The sequence below is a fragment of the Serratia sp. BW106 genome (assembly GCF_002607755.1).
Lineage (GTDB): Bacteria > Pseudomonadota > Gammaproteobacteria > Enterobacterales > Enterobacteriaceae > Serratia > Serratia proteamaculans.
The window spans coordinates 1-21,485 of the sequence record NZ_MCGS01000029.1; the positions used below are offsets into that span (position 1 = coordinate 1).

The following is a 21,485-nucleotide window of genomic DNA, read 5'->3' on the forward strand; positions in this document are numbered from 1 at the left end:
GAAATATAGGGGCCAAACCACTTAGTAATGTCGGATCCTTCACTATCAGAATTACCCTTTCTCCAGGCCGCCGCAAATTCAGACGGCGTCTGATAATTCAGCGCGGAGTGCGGGCGGCACTCATTATAATCCTGACGCCATTCACTGATGGTTTTCCTGGCATGACTGACGTCACTGAACCAGTGTTCATTCAGGCATTCATCGCGAAAGCGTCCGTTAAAACTCTCAATAAATCCGTTCTGTGTCGGCTTGCCGGGCTGGATAAGTCGCAGCTCCACGCCATGCTCAAAGGCCCATTGATCGAGTGCGCGGCAGGTAAATTCCGGGCCCTGATCCGTTCTTATCGTCGCCGGATAGCCGCGAAACAGCGCAATGCTGTCCAGAATACGCGTGACCTGCACGCCTGAAATCCCAAAGGCAACAGTGACCGTCAGGCATTCCTTCGTGAAGTCGTCTACGCAGGTAAGGCACTTGATCCTGCGACCGGTGGCCAATGCGTCCATGACGAAATCCATCGACCAGGTCAGATTGGGCGCCGCCGGACGGAGCAGCGGCAGACGTTCTGTTGCCAGCCCTTTACGACGTCTTCTGCGTTTTACGCCCAGGCCACTGAGGTGATAAAGCCTGTACACGCGCTTATGATTAACATGCAGCCCTTCACGGCGCAGCAACTGCCAGATGCGACGGTAGCCAAAACGCCTGCGCTCCAGTGCCAGCTCAGTGATGCGCCCCGATAAATGCGCATCTGCAGCCGGGCGCTGAGCCTCATAGCGGCAGGTCGACAGGGATAAACCCGTGAGCCTGCAGGCACGACGTTGCGACAGACCGGTCGCATCACATATCAACATCACGGCTTCCCGCTTCTGGTCTGTCGTCAGTACTTTCGCCCAAGAGCCACCTGAAGCGCCTCTTTATCCAGCATGGCTTCGGCAAGCAGCTTCTTGAGTCTGGCGTTCTCTTCCTCAAGCGACTTCAGGCGCTTAACCTCAGGCACCTCCATACCGCCATACTTCTTACGCCAGGTGTAAAACGTGGCATCGGAAATGGCGTGCTTGCGGCAGAGTTCACGGGCGGATACCCCGGCTTCAGCCTCGCGGAGAATACTGATGATCTGTTGGTCGGAAAAACGCTTCTTCATGGGGATGTCCTCATGTGGCTTATGAAGACATTACTAACATCGGGGTGTACTAATCAACTGGGAGCAGGTCAACTCAGCTATATATCCTGCCTCATATCGCTGAGTAACCCATCGAATTATCTGAAACGTAATAGATTTCGTGATGGCCTATTTAGAATCCAGTTAACTGGATTTAGGGGAAACATAGCCGGGGGCAAATATCGCACTACCAACACCATAGAGGGCAAGAGGATCATCCAGCCACAAACGGAAAGCTTCATCTTTTATGCTATGGTCAGGTGAACAATCCACATGCCATTGACGCAAGACGTACCCAGCCATTGCTGCGCGAACTTTTAATCGAAAAACACCATCAACCATGTTGTAGTCACGTTTAACTAATTCAGGTGATTTTCTCCCGGGGTGTGGCACTAGATCTAATTCAAGGATCCGGTTCCACTGTATGTCTTGGTCATACAATTCATGTTTCAAGGGATTGCTTTCTTCTATAAGTACAGTCTCGTTCATACGACTAAGAACGAAGTCACGGAATTCATTTTTTTTCCGATCAAATGCTCGTGTATGCCAACGCAAACCATCAGAGGCCAAAGCGAATGGAACTATTTCACGCTGCGATGCACCACTTGTGCCTGAGAAGTAGCTGATTTGGACAACTTTTTTTGAGTAGATAGCCCTCGAAATGGGTGCCAATATCGCTAGGTCTAGCCGGTTTAAAACCGGAGGTACCTCGCTTGTCACCAGTGACCCTTGAACAGGATTGATGCCGTCCCCAAACCCTTGAGTCAATGCAGTTAGTACACGATCGGGAATATGTTCGAATAATGGAACAAACTCTTTCGTAATGACATATATTTTCGAAAGGTTATCGAAAGCGATGTTAGCGGGAGCTAATCTCTTGTATTCGCTGAGATCCCTTGTGGCTGCGGCTGGGGCTATCCCAAATCTCTCCATTAAATCTTGACGTCTTATTGTACCTAAAAAATAAAGACGGAATTCAACATAAGAGAGGCGCTCAAGCTGAGTTCGCGAGAGGGCGGAAAGTGGGGAATCGATATGGCCAGTTGAGTTTGTTTTCATGATTACCATATTAGTGCAAAATTACCACTTGTCAAACCATAATGGCCTGTTGACATCATCATTGTGATTATGTATTGTCGTTATTGTGAGTTGGTAAAGGTGATTTTTTTCAATAACAGACTAACTCGTAAGTAAGGAAACTGTTTTTGTTTTTTTAAAAACAACTCACTTTAATCCCCCTAGGGACCCTAGATTGTGAAGTAAAAATCTAGGACTCATAGAGGCTAAGACCAAACGAAGTCGAGTTTAATTGAAGTTAAATAATCGATAGCAGCAAGTCCTGTTTCCACAAGGAGTCTGCAAAAAGAGGCGCGATGACTAAATCAGAGAAGTAGAGGGCAAGCTCAAGGCCTGCCCTCGGGTGAACTCAGCATAACGCCAAGCTCGATTTGGCGATTGTGAGTGTCGTTATGCTGCGCCCGTTAGTCAAGTCTTTTGAGTGAATTTTTAGCTTCTGTACCATTATTGGTGCGGTTGAAAAACGATTCCGATTAACGAAAGGAGCAGCTATGCCTGCACATAAAGTATCTATATCTATTGACCGAGAGGCTAGGTCCATCACACCTGGTGCTATACGCTGCCAGGATCTTATCAACTTAGCGAAACTTGGTCCTAGTGAGCAGCTATTGTTCGAAGTGGACGGCGACGTTGATATTCCACTATCTGCAAGGGATGTGATCTTCGTTCGGGGTGGGGAGCAGTTCAGCATCGGTGATGGTCAGCCGGCAGTCCCGGAAAACCCCCGCATCCGTAATTCTCTGACGTTTGTGCTTAATGATGTTGAAAACCAGCAGTTACGCTATGCCAAACTGACTGGTGCTGAGTTGAAGACGTTAGCAGGAAGCAATAATGATGTCGATCTATGGGCGGATCTGGACGGCCTTGCTGATGAAATCATTGAAGATGATGATAGGATTATCCTTCAAAAACATGATCGTTTCTTCACCGTGCCTCGTGAAGAGGAAGACGAGTTTTACGAGGTTATAGTGATCCTTGATGGTGAAGATCGGCAGTACCGTTTCCCGGCAAAGATAACGGTTCGTGATGCTATTCGTCAATGCTTACCGCATTCGGATCAGCCTAAGATTGATGAATTTGACATGGCTGATGGCAATATTGGGACAGGAGCTTTGGACCCCAATCAGACTCTTGAAGAAGTAGGGGTACGTGATGGACACGTTCTGTCTATTACGAAAAAGAATGGGGGGGGAGGATGAAAACAGCGGCCATCGTACATCCCAAACTAGCAGAGGCTTGCTTTGAGAACGCAATCCGGCCGCTACTTATTGCACCAGAGAGATACGAAATGTTTGGGGTCAGGTTTCTGGCCTTTTCATTTCCATATCTCGACATTGAACTGGACTGGTCTCTTTATGAGACCAGTATTCGGCTTCGTGTTGACGGGGCAGATTATCCTTACCGCCCCGTAGGTGGATGGTGGACCGATCAAGAAGGTAATTCATTATTGTCGGGTTCTCAGAAAGTGCCATTGGGAAATGGATTCCATAATGTTAATCAGGATGGTAAACCCAACTGCTGGTTTTGTTTTAAAGGGTGGAGGGAGTACCACAACCACGCTGGTCATCAAGACGTTTCATGGGCTTCAATACGTGGTGATACTCGCTATAGCATATTGCAATTAGTAATACAGCTTACCAAGGATCTCAATAGCCAAGGAGTCACGAAGTCATGAAATATAATCAGTGGAAAATATCGCAGCGGATTATTGCTGAAACTCAAAAGGCTTTTCTTTGTGGTCAGCATGAAGTTTTTGCCATCTGGGCGGCCTCTCGCCAAGAAACTGAACAGGTTAATGTAGCTGAAATCACTCGATGTATTGTGCCTCACCAAAGCCCTGGTGTGTCTGAACATGGGGTGTGGGTTCATATTTCGGGTCAAGAACTTCAACGGATTCAGCTAGATAATTTTCAAAAAAAAGAACGAAGCGTAATTCAGCTGCATACTCATCCAGGAGCCGATGTCCGAATGTCTAAACTGGATAGAGAGTGGGAAGTTGTTCGACATGTTGGTGCGTTGAGTATTATCGTCCCGCATTACTGTCAGTACGGCCTCAATTTGTTTAAAGGCGTAAATGTTTATGAGCGAGAAGACGACGATTGGCGACTGTGGTCATCTGACGAGATAACAGAAAGGTTGGTGCTGTCATGAGTACTGCTACTGATAAGAATGCCCAAGCACTTAAGGCGCTGTTCGGTGATTTAGCACTTGCAGGTCGGCTAGGCTCGACCCGTATTGCTGTAGTAACACCATCTGATGAGTTGCCAAAATCCGCAAAATTATTGGCAGAAGTTCTAGCGGATGTTCTGGGACGTCTATGGCCCAATATTGATTTTTCCGGTTCTGGTGCTGAACTGCAACTGGATACAGCAGTAAATGCTGCGAAATCTGGTGGCGCCCCGGCTGATGGGCTGAGTATTGGTTGGAATCCACCCTACGATTGTACGGTTTTCGTCGGCAAAACAATTGATTATGAAACTGGCTACGTAGTTCATGTGGGTGCCAATGACTGGGAAGTTCAGCTTGGATCGGAAGCTATATGTGGTGATAGTTCTAATCCGGTAGGACCAGCATTCGCTGCAGCAATGGCTGCTGCTCAAGTATTTCATCATGTATTTGAAGAAGAGTTGGCGGGCATGGATTCCCCACCACTTGGCATCTGTAAGGTCGATATTCGAGATTTATTTGATGCCAAAAGTCTTGAGGTTGGATCTCTAAACCTTAAAGAAACACATGTTTTTGGTGTTGGTGCGGTCACTCATGGACTGGTTTGGTTACTCGAACATTGGCCTAGGACGGTTACAGGAACGCTTCATCTAGTCGATCAAGATAATTATGGCCATTCGAATGGTCAGCGTTACGCATTTATGCGGCCAGAAAACCCGGGAATGGCTAAAGTTACTTCTGTTAAAGAAAGGCTTGATGCCGCTCATCCCCACCTGTTGGTGGGATCTCATCCAGTAGACCTCAATAGTTACTGTGCAGAGCAGGGGTATAATAATCGGCTACATCGGGTTATTACTGGGCTTGATTCAGCAGAGGCCCGTCGTCAAGCTTCGTTAAAACTCCCTGAACGTGCGGTGAATATGTGGACTGAGGGAGTTCGCGTAGGTGCAGGAAAGTATGAGCCAGGGGATGGACGAGCATGCTTAGCATGTGGCTACTTAGAGAAGACTACTACCGCTCTTGATGAAGTTGCTGAGATTTGCCAACAGACGGGAATTCGTCCAGATCTGGTTCGTATCCTACTTGATAGTGGTCGAGGGTTAACGCTGCAAGAAGCAAATACAGTTGCCGGAAACCGGGGTGTAGTACCCGATCAATTTGTTGGACAACCACTTCGCTCTGTCTTGCCTGCACTGTGTGCTACCGGAAGTATTCAAATGCCAGACAATTCTGAGGTTGTTGATGTTCCCTTCGCCTTTGCATCATTGTTTGCCGGGATTGCAGGATTTGTTATGTTATTGAAGGATTGTTTCTGCGATACCAACTCGAGTTGTGACTGGAAACAACATATTTTTAAACGACCAACTTCGTATATGTATAGTCCCCAACACTCCAATCCTCAGTGCGTCTGTTGTAGCATGATGAGTGTTCTGGCAGCAGCTGAACACTCAAAGTGTGAATGAAGATTGTTTTGAAAACTATTATAACTTTTATGTGCATGTATGATTTACATGATAATAGTAGAAATCTCATGGGAATCCGAAACGAAATATGGAGATTATGGAATAGACTAAAGGGAAGAGGATAATAGCTGTATGAGCTTGTTGAAATTTTATTAACTGCTTATTACAGTTTATCAAAGTCGGTATGTGTTCACTTGAATTGATATTTTTATAAACCGTAGAACTCGGTAAATTTGATATAATGAAACCTGATTGACAATGACCTCCTATAACGTCAACGGTCCGCAAACTCCCCCATCTCCCGCTCCAGCAAAAGAACTCTGCTGATAACGGTAAAAGTGACGTTACCGGAATTAGGTCAATCACCCCCAAACCCTTTAATCACGCCGGTTCGGGGAGTTTTTTGATAATCGAATGGGAAGTGACAGGCGCTGATAGATTGTGTCAATATACTTTGGGAGACACAATCTGAACAATGTATTACTAATGGAGTGTTTGGATGACAACCATTGATTCGCCTCTGGACCTATGGCGCAGCCTGTGCTCAAGTGCCGGGCTGGAACTTCGACTAAAGGGGGGGCGCCTCGGCAGAGATGCTGATGTCGAAGAATTATTGAGGCAGTCATTGGCAGTGCCGGAAACTGTCACGTCATTGGATACTTGGCTGATTTCAGACGCTGCCTCGTCCCACCCCACAATAAGTACTGAGCAGTTGCTGATCGAGTTGCTGAAAAGCCAAGTTGGATTCGCCCAAATGATAAAGGATATCTTGGATGTCTTGATCATAGCCGAGGCGAAACAGACATCGCACCAGTTGACTGTCGAATTTAAGTTCGACAATGTGACTGACCCGATCAAGGCCACGCTTGAGCAGTTTCGGGAAGTGGTACATCGCACGCAACTCGTGCTGGAGAAGCGGCCGAAACTGCCCAACAGTAATCTGATGTGGTCGATTTCAGGAGTTCTGACCAGCTTTCTTGCAGATTACCCCAGAAATAATCCCCCCGCAGACTTTCCTCCTGTTATTGCGATAACCCCGACTATGTACAAAGGGATTGACGTCCAACTAGCACGTATCTCCCGGCTAGTTTCCGACTTCATAGAGCTTTGGCGCCTTCATGGTGATACTCGTAAACAAGTTCGCGATGTAGCCTTAACTATGAACAATATTGACTCAGAGGCAGATGTGTTGAGAGGTCAGTTGTTTGCTGCGTTCGATAATTGGGATGTAGGCGTATTATCTGGGGCGCAGAATATATCAAGTCAGGTAGTTTCTGGGAAGCTGGATCCCGAAGTGGCATTAGAGACGCTGACCGAAGCTCTAAGTGAAATTGAGTGGGCGGATATTTGGGTGGATCATACTATTCGGGATCTGCTTGATGTGCTGAATCTGCCAGCTTGGCGTCGCCGCCATGAGCTCTATTCTGTCTGGGCGGGCACGCGGATGCTCGCAGTAGTTGAACGGATTGCCCCTGATATGCGTTTTCATCCTGTTGATGGAGTGCTTTCCTTTGAGTTTGGCGGCAGCCGTTTGGCAACATTTAATTGGGGCAACAAGCAGTTCGACGTATGGGCAGAGTTGCGTTCTGCATTGGTTGGGCGAAGCCGCAAGCGTAAGAAAGGTATACAGCCCGACTTTCGTGTGTTGCAGGCTGATATCTCGAAATCGGCAAATATGCAAACGACCTATGTGCTTGAGTGCAAACATTACCTTAACGCCAACACTTCGAATTTCACGCAAGCGGCTGCCGACTACGCTCGTAGTTGCCCCAACGCTGTTGTTCACGTTGTTAATCATGGGCCAGCAGATGAGCAGTTGCTGAACGCTGTGCTACCCACCGAACTTCAATCCCGTGCCCAGTTCATCGGGAGCGCAACGCCACTGCAAGATGCCGCAACGCAGGCTTTGAGCAATGCTATCCGGGATGCCATTTTCCCTGGTTTGCCCCCACCAGAACCCATTTCTTTGGCGCCCAAACCAGTAGCCAGCAAGACCGAGTCTGCACTTACACATACTTGCGTAGGTTATGTTCAGCTTGAGTGGGATGACAGCCTAGAAGATATGGATCTCGTGCTACGAGCGATCGGTCCAGATGGACAAGTAATATATTCCGTCGACTTTTGCAATAAAGGCGCACTTGAAATGCCTCCCTTTGCCCTCCTTGACGAAGATGTGCGGCATGGTCCTGGGAAAGAGCGCATAGACATTAGCTCTTGGCATTTCAGCCGGTATGAGCTATTAGCGACCAATTACTCAAAGTCTGGACAAATGACGCCTCAGGCAATGCATTGCACCATCGTCACTGATAATAGTCTGACGCAGTTGCGCTGTCCGGTGGAGCTAGAGTCATCATGCTACGAATGGAAAATTGCTGAGTTAACCATTCTTGACGGTATTGTCACCATAGTTCCCGTACCCTAGGGTCTAGGTCTGCCAAATGCGTTTTTATAGTAATCGGTCAGCTAAAACGGCACCAAGTATCCTTTTAGCAAATAAGAAAAATGATGCCATTCTGAGGAAAGTACTTTTTAAGTACCCCTGTAACGCTCCGGAGCTGAAATCTAGTAAATCCACAGGTAATAAGGGTATAAATAATTTATTTATACCCTTATTACGAGAATAGGTTACAGCATATTGTTCTGTAGCCAGATCTGCGTGCCTTCTATGTCATACGCCTTTGCCCCATATCCTTTCGTAAGTAGGGACTCCGGCAAGTAATCGTCATATTTATCCAGATATTTTTCTGGAACATCTGCAGCGAGCTCAGACGCTGAAGGTAAGCCCGACAACTGCATTTCTTTTAGCGCATGTTGGACCGATGATAAACTTGCGTGCTCTATCTCTATAACACCGGCAAATGAACTGGCTTTGAAGCTGCTACGCATGAGCAAGGCCGTTATCGTATTAACGACTTTATCCCCCATCCAGGGGAGAACGTAACTACGCTGGCCGTCGGAAATAAAATGGGAGTTTTGCAGATTGTAACGCTTAAAGTTGTTACAGCCTTCTGCAAAGAGACTTCTGGCGGTGGCATCTGCATAATCGACTCTCTTGCTACCTATGGCTATGCGGTAATCATTTTCCTTGTAGATAGCGAGCATCTCCTGGCGAACAACATCATGTACAGACATACCCCCACCACTAAACTGTGGCGGCTGTCCTCCTTTGGTCGCCTCAACATAGATAACTTTTTTCTCCACCTCGATCTGTGTCACTTTCCAGCGTCGTCCACCGAAGATTATATGCTGGTCAGGCAGAAGAGGGGAGTCCACAGGCACTGTGCCAAGGGTTCGGTTTCCTGTGACAATGCGGAATTCTTCTGGAGTATTGAACACAGCGTAAAACGTATAATGGTTAGTTAGTTTTTCCCCCTCAGCCCCGATAACCATTTCTCCGCTAGCAAGTTGTGTGAGGAGGCTGTTTGCCCCCATATACTTAAGCAGACTTTTGAAATCATTTACGTCAATGTTTCGGAACGGACCGGTCTGACATAATTGCGTCCAAAGTTGATCGGCTCGAACTCCGCCCCATTGTGCGGTGATCGCAAGAATCTGGTGCAGCAGTGTGGAGTAGTGCATCTGGCGAGTATCTGCTGGTTCGAACCATCGCTTAGAGATCATCAATCTGATCATCGCCATCGACTGGACAAGCTGCAGCCGCAAGTGATCTACAATGCTGCTGGTTGCGGTAAGTTCTTGTTCAGAGATCAGCATTCTCAGAACCGATGGAGAATCGCGTCGCCCTGACCGGCCCATACGCTGACGCAAGCTGGAGACGGAATGCGGAGGAGTGACCTGTATAACTGACTGCACCTTACCTATATCAATACCCAGCTCAAGCGTCATGGTACAGATTGCTGTTGTGGGCAAATTCCCCTGCTGTAGGCGGGCTTCAAGCGTCTCGCGTAATTCCCTGGACAAGGATCCGTGATGTGGAAAGAATTCATTCGGAACAACATTTTCCTCACACATGTCGCTCAGCATCGCCGCAATGCTTTCAGTGCGCTTTCGACTGTTTGCAAAGACTAAATGGGAATCGCCACGGCAGAGTCTGAAGATGTCAGCGCAGACCTGTTCTTCTGCTGAGCGTTGAGGTTCTTCTCCCTTTTTAGTCACTGGCTCGAGATAGCCTTTGACCTGCACCTGCAGTGTGGACGAGCTATTATTGTCTGCCACAGTTTCGCAGGACAATCGCTTATCCGGACGCAACAGTTCAGGCACCTTATCCAGTTCTCCTAACGTAGCACTCAATGCAACGCGGGGAACCGGATTCGCATGACGTCCCAGCACATGATCAATTCTGTTGAGAAGCGAGAGTAGTTGCATGCCGCGCTCAGAACCAATAAAAGCGTGAAACTCATCAATAACAATGTAGGCCACTGGCGAGAACGCCTGTTTGAGCCAGCCCGGTGAGTTTATGAGCAAAGACTCAAGTGATTCCGGTGTAGTAAGCAAGATGCCAGACGGGTTAGTGCGGATTTTCTTCTTTATGCTTTGTGGTACATCACCGTGCCAGGGTGTCACCGGCATATCCAACGCCTCGCCCAGGCTCTCAAGACGACGGTACTGGTCGTTAATCAGCGCCTTAAGTGGGCTGATATAAACAATACCAAACCCGTTAGTGATACCTGCAATTGCTGAACAGGCAGGCAGAAAGAAAGCCTCGGTTTTACCCGCTGCAGTGCTTGCACTAATTAGCACGTCCCGGTCACGGGCTAAAACTGCCGGGATGGCGCTCTCTTGCAGGGGTCTTAAGGCAGACCAGCCCTGCTTATAAACCCACTTACGAACGCGTGGATCGAGACTATCGTAAGCGCTGCTCATAATTTGAAGTTGGCCAGGCCGTCATCATCATCTTCATCCTGTGCAATGCCGTCATCCATATCGCTGGGCCTGTCATCTTCAATTGCCACACCCGAGATTAGCGTCTGCCAGTTTATCGAGCTGTTTTGTTCCAGCACGGCCAGCATGTCCAGGAAACCTTTGATGGTATTTCGGGGGGTACGGAAGTAAGCATCCCCTATGGTTTTACTGCAGTGGTGCAGAAAACCGGTAAGTGCATCATCCGATACCAGATACTTCTCGGGCTCTCCGCCTGCATAAACATGGCGAAGATTTTTCAGTAAAATATACAATTCCTCTGGGGTGAGACTGGCAAGATGTAGCGTGGGTGACGAGTAGTCAATCACACCTGCCTTCTGAGCGAACCGATTTTCCGCCAGACGTGATTGCAGCGCCTCATAACTGTAAAGCCCTTTACGCGGATCAAACAGGAATTCTGGCGTGCCTCCAAGAACAAAACCAATATTCTCTGCAGAACCCTGCAGACAGTCATTCAGGATCCGCAGGATCTGTTCATAGTTCGCCGTCCTCGCCTGAGTGTTGTTCAGCTTATAAAGGTTTACCATCTCGTCGAGGTTGACCAGTAATCCGGCATAGCCTGCCTGACGGACAAACAGGCTTACCAGCTTCAGTGAATCGTAGAACGAGGCATCTGAGATAATCGTCCGGACGTCGAGATCGTTGCGGGCATCGGTTTTTGTGGTGTATTCGCCCCGCAGCCAGCGAATGGCATTGGATTTTAACGTCTCGTTATCCTGTTCATGTCCGCGCCAGAAGGCATCGATGACTTTAGCAAAGTCATATCCCCCCACCATGTCTGACAGAGCAGCCAGGCGTTGGTGAATAACCGACGAGACTGGAGCGCCATCCGCATCAGCCTCCTTCCTCGCCTCCGTGACGAACCGCTCCACAACACTGAGTAACGCATTACCATCAGGTTTGTTGCGGGTGGACATGTTTTTCATAAGCTCTGAGTAGAGATTGCGCGCCTGACCTCCCGATGAGTGAATGCGCCTGTCGGGGGAAAGGTCTGCACTGACTGTTACCAGCCTTTTTTCAAGTGCAATAGAACGTACCACGCTCAGAAAGAACGTTTTGCCCGATCCGTATTCACCGATGATAAGTCTGAAGCTTGCGCCGCCGTCCGCTATCCGCTCAATATCCTTGTGGAGGGCCGTTATCTCATTCATCCGGCCCACCTGGATGTGCTGAATGCCTATTCTTGGCGTTACACCAGACTTCAGTGATTGGATAATAGCATCCCGTTCTTTAACTCTTATGCGTGTCACAGACATCAACTATCCCTCTAGTTCTTTGGCAATTTCCAGGTCTACCCAGATCTCATCATCGGCATCGTCCATTACTGGTGCATCAACCACTGAATAGGACCAGTCATTGATAACCTCAAGCGCACCGCTGAGCATCAAATTAAGATTTTCGCAAAGTTCTGTCGCCTCTTTCCGGGGCCATTGCTCCTTCTCCAGAAGGCTGTGGTAGAGTTGTTTATGTGCACTGTCAAGGCCACCCTCTTGCGCCCCGGTTACGGGAGCGCTCTCACGAAATTCCGGCTCGTCCTCGGTAAAAATTGCGCTAAGTAATTTACGAACATCGTTTGTAGCCGACTCATGGTGGGCCAGTACGTTGGCGTCCAGCGTGAATTCAGTGGCCCCAAGACTTGCTGATGCGGACGATTGCGGGATTACCTCTGTCGTCGAATGCTGATGGATGTTGCCGGAAATAGTTGATGGATCCAGTCCCAGGCTCAAATAAATCTTTTCCAACTGTTTAATTTCGGCAGGCTCAATTCTCCCATCAGAGCAGGCTACTCCGACGATAACCTTACCTACTGCTAATTTTTCCATCGTACTCAGCGGCGCTATTCTATTTTTCATTCCCGTCATATTGGCCGGGGTATGAAGCTGCCACGTCAAATACGCATGTAAGGAGCGTTTTTCATTTTCGCTAAAGCCAGAATTATGGTCGATCGCATTTTCCAGCACTTTCTGCTCGGCCTGATCAAGGCTATTGTCGGTTAAGGCTACCATTGACCCAAGTCTTAGTGTCATTACCGCTGAGAGAAATGCCGGAGATGGTGAGAAGCGCGCACCCTCACTAGCGGCAAATAAAACCAGCGCGCCGTCAGCTTCTGCTTTCACATGGTGGTAAAACGGATCCGGTGCCAGGCAATAGCCCATTTTCAGGGCAAAGGCTTTCATCAGGTCGGCCTCTTTTTTATTAATTTTTACCGGGCAATTGGCTCCCATGTGTACCCAGAAGTCAGCAGCGGTGGTTAACCCCTTGCGACTCGCGATCACTTCATCAGCCCAGCGTTTGAATGTATTTAAAACTTTTCCAGCGCTTTCGTTAATGATTTCCACAGGCAGCAACATAATTGCAGCAGTGTCATTTTCTGACGTACCTTTTCTGCCAAGGTAGCGGCTGTAAGCATCCAGTTCATCTGTACAGATCTCTGCAAGTGTCATGATTTTCTGGACTGGGCCCTTCAATGCACTAGGATCAGGCAAGTCTGGAACAGGAAGACGAAAGCCGCGCAGACTGGGGCTTGCTGGTGTGTAATCCAATCGTAGTCGTGTTTTATTAGGTTTGACAACCATCCCCTCACCGTATTTGAGGGTATAGCGCCGTTTGAAAAGCGCAGCAAATTCATTCGCGCAGCGGCGGGCGGGAGTTCGCAACGCATACTCTGTATGATTTATTATCCACCTCAGCGCCAGATCGGCTGATACAGGAACTCCAGCGTCCACAGCCTTTGCTAAAGCTAACTTAAACAGCATAAGATTGCTGAAACTCGAACCCTGGCCAAGATCTGCGACCAGACCAATGTCCGGGCGCAGAATAGACATTGCTTCAAGTAACTGGGACGAGTAATTCCGGAAGGAGCGATTCTCAATGAATACCGATCTTAACCGGCAGACTTCATTAAACAGATTGCGGAACTCAGCGTCAGGTTTATTACCATCCCGGCTGTCAACCAGTGCTTTTCTCTCTAGGCCATACAGATAGATAAAAACGTAACCTACTGAGCATGACGCGTCACGCCTGTCGCTGGACAGCCAACTGAGATACGCACCGCGCGCATCAGGTGAAAGCGAGGAATAACTGGGCCAATATCCCAATGAACTATCTTCGTAAAGATAATGTTGTGGGTAAATGTTGAGCGTGTCATCAATTAATGATGCCTCAGTGCCATCATCATAATACTCGCTGAAGCTCTGCCCGGTGGGCTTCATCCGCTGACCTAAATAGAAGTAACCACCGGTGATCTCCACACCACCTACAATGGTCACCTCACCAGGTAGCACCCATCGAGCCAAAGTCCCCGTCGTTTTTGAAGGGCTCCGACGTTGAATCGTTGCTGCTCTGTAATCGACACTCCGATCGCCGCTCAACGTAAAGCTCGCCAGAACATCATCTTCACTGTCAACGTTTCTCACAACAGCCTCTTTTTTCTTGATATCAGCAAGCCATTCTTTAGGTGGCGCTTTCACGGTTTTGGAGGCATAAGATCCTGCGGATTTATTCTTTTTCTTCTTGAAAAACAATAAGTAAATTACGTAAATCGCCGCTATAAATATCCATAACTCCATGGGCAATAACCTTAAACATGATTTTCGCATACGCCGAAAGCATGGCGAGGGAAAGAAGGGGAAGTAGATTAATCTTAAAATAATACTTGTATATTGCTAGGGTTAAAACCAAAACATGACCAAATTTAGCCCATTGGGTTTCATCGATAAAACCATTAGCTTTTAGCTAAATAGATGCGGATCGAACAGGACCTTTGCACTTACAGGCAAAACCTACCTGTTTTTTGGGCAGAGCTCACTATTCTTCAACAGACATAGCCTTGGGGGAGCTTTATGCCTAGCTTGTACTCTCTAACGTCCACTTTCGCTAAATAAAAATGTCAGACTTGAGAGTGTCTTACCTCAAATACTGCCAACTCATGTCTGAACTGACACAGCTAAATTCAAGTTTTAAACACCAGCACTCAACCCTTTTCACCACTGCGAAGCAAGTGGCGCTACGCCCGGCTATGCAGGGTCAGTTTTTTCTCCCGTGTGTTTTTCGTTCCCGTACCAGCTTCCGGTTAATCGTTTCCCAGCGCAACCCGTCCCGCAAGGGTAAATGGCACGCATGCTGCGCCCTTGCGGGCCAGAACGATGCAGGGAAAGCGAACCGTCAGGCGATACGAAGACGAAAATCACACCACTGACGGAGAAAAAATCATGACTATTTCCCTGCATACCCAGACTAGCGCCCCTAACACCGCAACGGCGACCAGCATATCCCCGCTGGACCCGTCCGGCTCCTCAAAAACGAAATTTTCTAAAATCAAAACAGATATTTATCAGACCGTTACTGACAACATCATTTCTGCCCTTGAAGCAGGCGTTAAGCCGTGGTCCTGCCCGTGGCAGCGCGTACCGGGCCTGTCAGGATTACCTTCAAACTACGCGACTGGTGCTGCTTACAGTGGAATGAATATCATGTTGCTATGGTGCAGTGCCTCAAAACAGGGATTCAGTGATTCGCGCTGGATGACCTACAAACAGGCAAAAGCGGAAGGCGGGCAGGTACGCAAAGGAGAGCACGGTACTACCGCCATTTTCTATACCACGCTGGAAAAGGAAAATGACGACGGAGAAACTGACTATATCCCGATGCTAAAGACGTTCACCGTGTTTAATGTTGAGCAAATTGGTGGTTTGCCCCTGAGGGACGAAGCAGTTTGCCCGGCAGAGACCTTTGAGCCGGTAGCGCGTGCGGAAGCGCTTTTCCGAAACAGCGGTGCAACCATCATTGAGAAGGGACAAAACGCCTTTTTTGCACCGACAACCGACGAAATCCGCTTACCTGAGCGTTGTCTTTTTACCGATGCTGCCAATTTCTACGCCACCGGCCTGCATGAGCTGATTCACTGGAGTGGGGCAAAAAGTCGACTGAACCGTGAAATGAAAGGGAAGTTTGGCAGTGAGGGGTATGCGTTTGAGGAGTTGATCGCCGAACTGGGAAGCGCGTTCCTGATGGCGGATCTGGGAATCGCTGGAGAGGTGCAGCATGAAAGCTATATCGCTTCCTGGCTGAAAGTACTGAAGAACGACAAACGCTATATTTTCAAGGCCGCCAGCGCGGCATCCAAAGCGCATCGTTACTTGATGGATAAAATCTGATCGGGAAGAAGCTGCAAAGGAATGCAACTTTGTGTGTATAGGCAGGCTTAACAAGTATCGCTGTAGGGGCATGAGTGAGGCGGAGCGCAGCCAGGGCGAGCACCGAACAGTCATGCCCCTACAGCGAATAATAAAGCTACGCTGTGTACTAATAATGTAGAATGGTACTCGCTGCTTAATGCAAAATAAGGGTGAAAACGCACGCCCCGAACTGGAGATAAAACGCTCGGTCCAGGATGTGGTCATCCTGATGGTCAGCTAAGTGCCACAAGCGGAAGTTGCTATAGTAGGTCAGCATGGCTTCAAATCAGCCAAAAAAAGCATTATGATTCATAAAGTTTAGTCTATTAGCTTATAGAGAAAAAAATGATAAAAGATAGCGGAAGAGAAAAGCTGTCAGACAAAAGATTTGACTCTGTAGTAGCCAAGGATAAGTTTGTTAATAAATTATTTGAACGATTAGTTGCATTAAATATTGAATTCAAAAATGTGAAGTTCAGCTTCTGTATTTTCGATGCTGCTTACATCAGAAACTGTAGTTTTCAGGACTGTGACTTTACCGGTTGCAGATTTTTAAATTGCAACTTAATGGGGTCAAGTTTTAGTGGCTGCAAATTTGACTATGCCACTTTTGATAAGACCCACATTGATAATGACATTCTCGAAAATGGGTGCCCTGGACTGGACAACCTTAAGCTCAAGTTTGCGCGTTCGTTACGCTTGAATTATCAGCAAATAGGTGATTCAAAATCAGCAAATAAAGCCATAGCAATCGAACTACAGGCTACAGGAGAGCACCTTCATAAAGCATGGAAATCCAAAGAATCTTATTACCGAAAGAAATATAAAGGATTTGACCGCTTAAAAATGTTTAGCGAATGGTTTGAGTTTAAGGCATTAGATCTTATCTGGGGAAACGGAGAGTCTGCTTTTAAATTATGCAGAGCTGTCATTGTTATTCTGTGCATAATAGCTTTACATCACGTCCTTAACTATGGTGATCCAAAACTAGTTAGCTCATATTTTGACGCGTTAGCAATGTCCCCACAGGTATTTTTGGGGACATTATTACTCCCTCAATATTCAGCATCGTTTCTGACAATGGTCGTTTTAGTAAGATTAATTATGTTTGGTTTCTTTATGTCCATAATAATTAAAAGGTTCAATAGGCGATAATTATGCATATCTATGCTTTTGGTTCGATATGTCGCGGAGAGGTTGATTCATTTTCAGACATTGACATGTTGGCTATTGTCAATGGTCGGGATGAAAGGTTTAATCCGAGAGATTACTCGATTTACTCGTATGAACGGATAAATGAACTCTGGAAAGAAGGTAATCCATTCGCTTGGCATCTTTTTTTGGAATCCAAGCTCATTTATTCATTCGATAACGTTGATTATTTACGGAGCTTAGGTAAACCGAGCAATTATAATTCAGGCTTAGCTGATTGTGAAAAGTTTCTGGAGATATTTATCAGCGCTAAAAGCTCGATTGAAACATCTGATCTTACAGCGATTTTTGATCTATCTTCAGTGTTTTTATCGATACGAAATTTTGCGACATGTTTTTCTTTAGATTGTGATGTAAGGTCCGACTTTTCGCGAAATTCCGCGCGTAATTTGGGCATTCATAGTATACCAGTTTGTGATTTGACCTATCAATTATTAGAAAGGGCCAGAGTGCTTTGTACCAGAGGTACTGGTGAAATCCTGAATGCTGATGACATTAAAAAAGTCAAAGCGCAATTACATTTAATTGAGCTTTGGATGCGAGAAAAACTAAAAATTATTGGCGGCAAGCATGAGTGAGTTTAGTAATAGAATTAAAGCTCAAAGAGAAGCATTAAAAGTAGTCAATGGTTCAGGATTATTCCGTGAACCGCTATTAAGTCTGACCGAGAAAGCCATAGACCGATGGTCTAATAACAATGATCTCAGCAATACAGATCGCGCTATTCTCTTGCTGAAAGCGATGTCAGGTACCTTATTTTTCCTAGCAAACAAGAGCCAAGAGCAGGTTACTGAAGACTATAAGACTCTTTCTAAAAAAGTAAATGACCAGTTATCTAAATTGGAAATTGAATTGAAGAATAGAGTTGTTTCAAAGACAATTAGTTGAGAACTGAATAACACATTCCTAGTGTAGTCAGTTTTGGCGAGGTTAAAAGTGCTAACCTCCGCTTCTAGCTCGAAGCAGACCTGACAGTAAGTTGGTTTGTCTGCTCCGTACCATGAGCAGAAATTGCAGATTCCAGCGAAGCACCAAAATTAATAGGGCAGGATGATGCAGATAATTCTGCTGCAAAAGCCGTGACTTTTTTACAATAAGCATATGGTTTTAAACATTTATGAATCTTTAAATGTGACTTAATTCAGAGGTGATAATGGGTACCAATGGTTCATTAGCAGTCTTTGCCATACTTCTTGCCTGGTACACTCTCTTAACAGATGAGAGGCGAGTTGATTTAAAATTAAGAATATCTAAATTCAATATTCTATTTATTATCTTTTCTATATCAATAATCTTGGTGGTTATATATTCTAAGGTCTTACTAAGTTTCATCCCAATAAAACCAATCCCTTGGATATTGGGTTTTAACGAAGATACATTATCTTTTACTTGCCTTTGCATCATGATTGCATTTTTTGGCATTAAGATCCTAGGCAAAAGAATACCAAAAGCAAATCTTAAATATTGGATCAGTGTTTCAGAAAAATATTTGCGGGCAAAAAAAGTAGAACAACTGGGATATCTTTTTGATAAATACCATGAACAGCTATTTAACATTATTAGTAATAAAAAATGGTATGTTCGCGTACATGATTATTTAAATCCTCCATTGCTGCCCTTGATAATAGACAAGGGTAATATCAAAAAAATACGATTTAAAAAAATCAGAAGATTTCTGTCAAAACCGTTTCCTTATAAAGACAAAAACCAAGAAGTCATTCAATTAAATATTTCTAAACTTCTTAAATCAAAACCATTCGCCCATCATTTAATTGATGCTCACCCTCATGTAGCAATGAAAGTTACCTGTTTACGGTTTAGGGATAATGATGAATATAATACAAACTTCTTTACGTATTTAATATCTAGCCAAAATAGCAATATTTATAGAGAGTTACGTGATAATCAGAATCGCTCTTATACTGGAGAGTATGCACTCGACGAAAGTAATGCCTTGCTCAATTTTTATTTAAATGATATTCGTACGGCGATAGATGTAGGGATATGGAAACCTGTGGGTGATTATATAGTTAGCTACATAAAAAAACAGAAAGGAAGTTCTAGTTTTTACAATCAACCGGATAATTACTTTTCGAGTAGTAATGAGCGATGGGACTGCCCTATCTTCGTTGGATTGGTATTTTTCGATGTCATGATATCTACAGCCATATTCAAACGTTCAAAACATCATATGTGGCTCATGTATTACCGTGATTTCCTAAAGGAAATAATTGAGAGTCATAAAATGTCGGGTAGTATAGATATAAATAGAGAGTTTCCAATACGATTTGATTATCTGATATTTGAATTAATCTATAACTGTAATATATGGGCAGGTGCAACAGAACACCTTAGCTATGATGGTTGGACAACGGAAGATAAAAAACAATCTCCAGAGTACTTTGCCTCAACTACCTTGGGGGGAATGATGTATCTGATTATTACTTCACACAAATTGCAGAGGAAGCAAAAAACATATCTTCTAGAAGTCATCATTAAAAGAATGAACTCCCTTGATCAAGAAAAGAGGTCTTTTTACTCCGAGGAAATTTTCAACAATCTTATCCGACCGTACTCTTTTTCAGCCATTGATGCAAACGCATTAAATGAATTGCGAAAACTTTATAAAGGTGTTGATCATGTTCTTAAGATAAACACGTCGACTTTTGAAGTGGAACTTTCAAAAATACCTTAGTCAATAAATTAACTTTTAATACTCTGTTCATTCATCACCTGCAACATAGGCAGGTGGTGACCTGCTTCCAGTTGGTCTATAGACCAAAATTTGAGTCATATAGTATTCAGATCTAAGAACAAAGGCAACTTCCGCTATTTACTGTGAGTACATTCGATGGTGATACCAAAATTGAGTGTTCCGATTATGCGAGATACTTACACAGCACTGTACAATCACTGGTAATAGTGAATATAACTTTACATGACTATAAAATTCATCAGACTTTAATTTAACTAGTTGATATCATTGTTAAATAATGATAAAAATAACTTTAACGCAAAGATGGAATTTTAAAATGGAATGGAGATTTTTAGGTTCTATATCAGATGCCAGAAAGTCCGGCTGTAGTGGGGTTTATCTTATTGTTCATCAAGGGATTTTTAATCGTGTTGTTTATGTTGGAGTGAGTTGTAATGTAGGGAGAAGGATAAATGAACATTATGAAGGTTACCTGAGAGGAAATCGAACAATTTACAATGCAGGTCACAATGATGACGTATATCGTCTTATGTCAACTTACAAAATTCGAAATCATATAAAACACTATCAGTCCTTGGCAAAGAATTATGAAATATGGGGTTCAACTACACTGCATTTTGATTCACCTATAAACATATTAGCAAAAAAACAGACTTTTGATGCCAAATGGGAGAATATTGCATTTGAAAAGTATATGCCTCAACTGGTAGTGTGGGCTCTGCCAATGGCCAATTACTGTTATTCAAATGCAACTAAAATTGAAAGTGTAATCCAATCAAAGCTCATTAAATCTTTTGATTTAAGAGGTTTTTTTAATGCTAAAGACTTAAGCATTTTGGGTAAAATTGAGAAGCCTTATTTAGAAAAGATTAAATATCTTATTATTGATTCTCCTGATGTAGACGTGGCATCCAAACTTATTTTTGACAATTTATTTTTAAAAAGAATCGATGGAAACTTTGGCAAAGAATTCCATTCGCAATTTGAAAGTGAAATTTTTCAGAGGGAAAAAGAAACTCTGAGAAAGCGAGCAACTAGGAACCATATGGTTTCTCTTTATGAAAATTATGGAAAACCTTGGACTTTGAAGGAAATGGAAAAACTAAGAGTCATGCTAGTAGATTTTGAGTTGTCACCAACAGAAATATCTGATTACCTTGGAAGGGAACCTCGTTCTATTTCTAAAAAAATAATCGAAAATGATAAAATTACTAATCATAAGTGGCGAAAGAGCGTCGGATGGTTATGACGTTACATATTGATGAAATAAACAAATCTAGCAACTTCAGCTTTTGGCACTGAGCTGCCTGTCAGATTATGTTTGGCCCTGTATCGTAGTTGTGCCAGGTCAAGTCTGAGCTAATACAAATGATCAGTCTCTGTCTTCAGCATCTGCAGCCGCTGTTCCAGGCTATCCAGTCTTTCTTCGAGGTCATGGCTCTGCTGCTCAATATCTTCCAGTGTTTCTGAGAGGACATCACGTAGCAGCACAAAATTTGCGTGGAGGGCGTACACAAAGTCGTTGCCGCGAACCAGTAATACTTCGCGCGGTATGTCTTGCAATGCGGAGTGCGTCATCCATGTCACCAGTGCTTTTGCGCTCATTTCGGTCAGTACGTGGCTTTGTTGAATAAATC

General features: G+C 45.1%; 17 protein-coding genes. 11 read left to right on the plus strand and 6 right to left on the minus strand.

The features are described from left to right. Both BEI65_RS18755 and BEI65_RS18760 read right to left on the minus strand, forming a co-directional pair. A protein-coding gene (locus tag BEI65_RS18755) for an IS3 family transposase (RefSeq protein WP_369804770.1) occupies positions 1–1,138 on the minus strand; the annotation gives its coding sequence in 2 pieces (ribosomal slippage) (positions 1–889 and positions 889–1,138; 1,139 coding nt annotated over the 2 pieces). This gene is flagged as partial in the annotation. 162 nt (positions 1,139–1,300) lie between these two features. Next, a complete protein-coding gene (locus tag BEI65_RS18760; RefSeq protein ID WP_099064615.1) occupies positions 1,301–2,215 on the minus strand; it encodes a WYL domain-containing protein in 915 nt (304 codons plus the stop codon). Positions 2,216–2,724: 509 nt separating this feature from the next. Between BEI65_RS18760 and BEI65_RS18765 the strand changes: the two genes are divergently transcribed. The 5 genes from BEI65_RS18765 (at position 2,725) to BEI65_RS18785 (ending at position 8,284) form a co-directional block, all read left to right on the plus strand. Further along, positions 2,725–3,432 (plus strand): EsaB/YukD family protein, encoded by a 708-nt coding sequence (locus tag BEI65_RS18765; protein WP_099064600.1) that lies wholly within the window; start codon positions 2,725–2,727, stop codon positions 3,430–3,432. Further along, positions 3,429–3,908, plus strand: a complete 480-nt coding sequence (locus tag BEI65_RS18770) for a hypothetical protein (protein ID WP_099064601.1) — start codon at positions 3,429–3,431, stop codon at positions 3,906–3,908. Before BEI65_RS18765 ends, BEI65_RS18770 begins: the two co-directional genes overlap by 4 nt. Further along, positions 3,905–4,384, plus strand: a complete 480-nt coding sequence (locus BEI65_RS18775) for a Mov34/MPN/PAD-1 family protein (protein WP_099064602.1) — start codon at positions 3,905–3,907, stop codon at positions 4,382–4,384. The genes BEI65_RS18770 and BEI65_RS18775 overlap by 4 nt, the downstream gene beginning before the upstream one ends. After that, positions 4,381–5,862: a ThiF family adenylyltransferase gene (locus BEI65_RS18780; protein WP_099064603.1), complete on the plus strand. Its 1,482-nt coding sequence runs from the start codon at positions 4,381–4,383 to the stop codon at positions 5,860–5,862. Before BEI65_RS18775 ends, BEI65_RS18780 begins: the two co-directional genes overlap by 4 nt. A gap of 499 nt (positions 5,863–6,361) precedes the next feature. Beyond that, the gene (locus tag BEI65_RS18785) at positions 6,362–8,284 is read left to right on the plus strand and encodes a hypothetical protein (RefSeq protein WP_099064604.1); all 1,923 of its coding nucleotides are present in this window, start codon (positions 6,362–6,364) and stop codon (positions 8,282–8,284) included. Positions 8,285–8,487: 203 nt separating this feature from the next. On the opposite strand, the gene BEI65_RS18790 is transcribed toward BEI65_RS18785, so the two are convergent. Genes BEI65_RS18790 through BEI65_RS18800 form a run of 3 tightly spaced genes read right to left on the minus strand, consistent with a single transcriptional unit; the run spans position 8,488 to position 14,312 of the window. After that, positions 8,488–10,686, minus strand: coding sequence for a DEAD/DEAH box helicase (locus tag BEI65_RS18790; RefSeq protein ID WP_099064605.1), 2,199 nt, complete (start codon positions 10,684–10,686; stop codon positions 8,488–8,490). Beyond that, positions 10,683–11,999, minus strand: a complete 1,317-nt coding sequence (locus BEI65_RS18795) for an ATP-binding protein (RefSeq protein WP_099064606.1) — start codon at positions 11,997–11,999, stop codon at positions 10,683–10,685. The genes BEI65_RS18790 and BEI65_RS18795 overlap by 4 nt, the downstream gene beginning before the upstream one ends. 3 nt (positions 12,000–12,002) lie before the next feature. Then, positions 12,003–14,312, minus strand: coding sequence for a TerB N-terminal domain-containing protein (locus BEI65_RS18800; protein ID WP_099064607.1), 2,310 nt, complete (start codon positions 14,310–14,312; stop codon positions 12,003–12,005). Between the two features lie 642 nt (positions 14,313–14,954). Here BEI65_RS18800 and BEI65_RS18805 point away from each other — a divergent pair. The 6 genes from BEI65_RS18805 (at position 14,955) to BEI65_RS18830 (ending at position 21,097) form a co-directional block, all read left to right on the plus strand. Further along, positions 14,955–15,899, plus strand: a complete 945-nt coding sequence (locus BEI65_RS18805; RefSeq protein WP_099064608.1) for an ArdC family protein — start codon at positions 14,955–14,957, stop codon at positions 15,897–15,899. 366 nt (positions 15,900–16,265) lie between these two features. After that, entirely contained in the window at positions 16,266–17,075 is an 810-nt protein-coding gene (locus BEI65_RS18810) for a pentapeptide repeat-containing protein (protein WP_099064609.1), read from the plus strand. 2 nt (positions 17,076–17,077) lie between these two features. Beyond that, the gene (locus BEI65_RS18815) at positions 17,078–17,710 is read left to right on the plus strand and encodes a nucleotidyltransferase domain-containing protein (protein WP_099064610.1); all 633 of its coding nucleotides are present in this window, start codon (positions 17,078–17,080) and stop codon (positions 17,708–17,710) included. Beyond that, positions 17,703–18,020 carry a hypothetical protein gene (locus BEI65_RS18820; protein WP_099064611.1) on the plus strand — a complete coding sequence of 106 codons (318 nt, stop codon included), beginning with the start codon at positions 17,703–17,705 and terminating at the stop codon, positions 18,018–18,020. The genes BEI65_RS18815 and BEI65_RS18820 overlap by 8 nt, the downstream gene beginning before the upstream one ends. A 265-nt stretch (positions 18,021–18,285) precedes the next feature. Beyond that, entirely contained in the window at positions 18,286–19,827 is a 1,542-nt protein-coding gene (locus BEI65_RS18825; protein ID WP_099064612.1) for a hypothetical protein, read from the plus strand. 337 nt (positions 19,828–20,164) lie between these two features. Continuing rightward, a complete protein-coding gene (locus BEI65_RS18830; RefSeq protein ID WP_099064613.1) occupies positions 20,165–21,097 on the plus strand; it encodes a hypothetical protein in 933 nt (310 codons plus the stop codon). Between the two features lie 110 nt (positions 21,098–21,207). Here BEI65_RS18830 and BEI65_RS18835 read toward each other — a convergent pair whose 3' ends face one another. Next, positions 21,208–21,480, minus strand: a complete 273-nt coding sequence (locus tag BEI65_RS18835; protein WP_099064614.1) for a hypothetical protein — start codon at positions 21,478–21,480, stop codon at positions 21,208–21,210. Positions 21,481–21,485 lie beyond the last annotated feature (5 nt).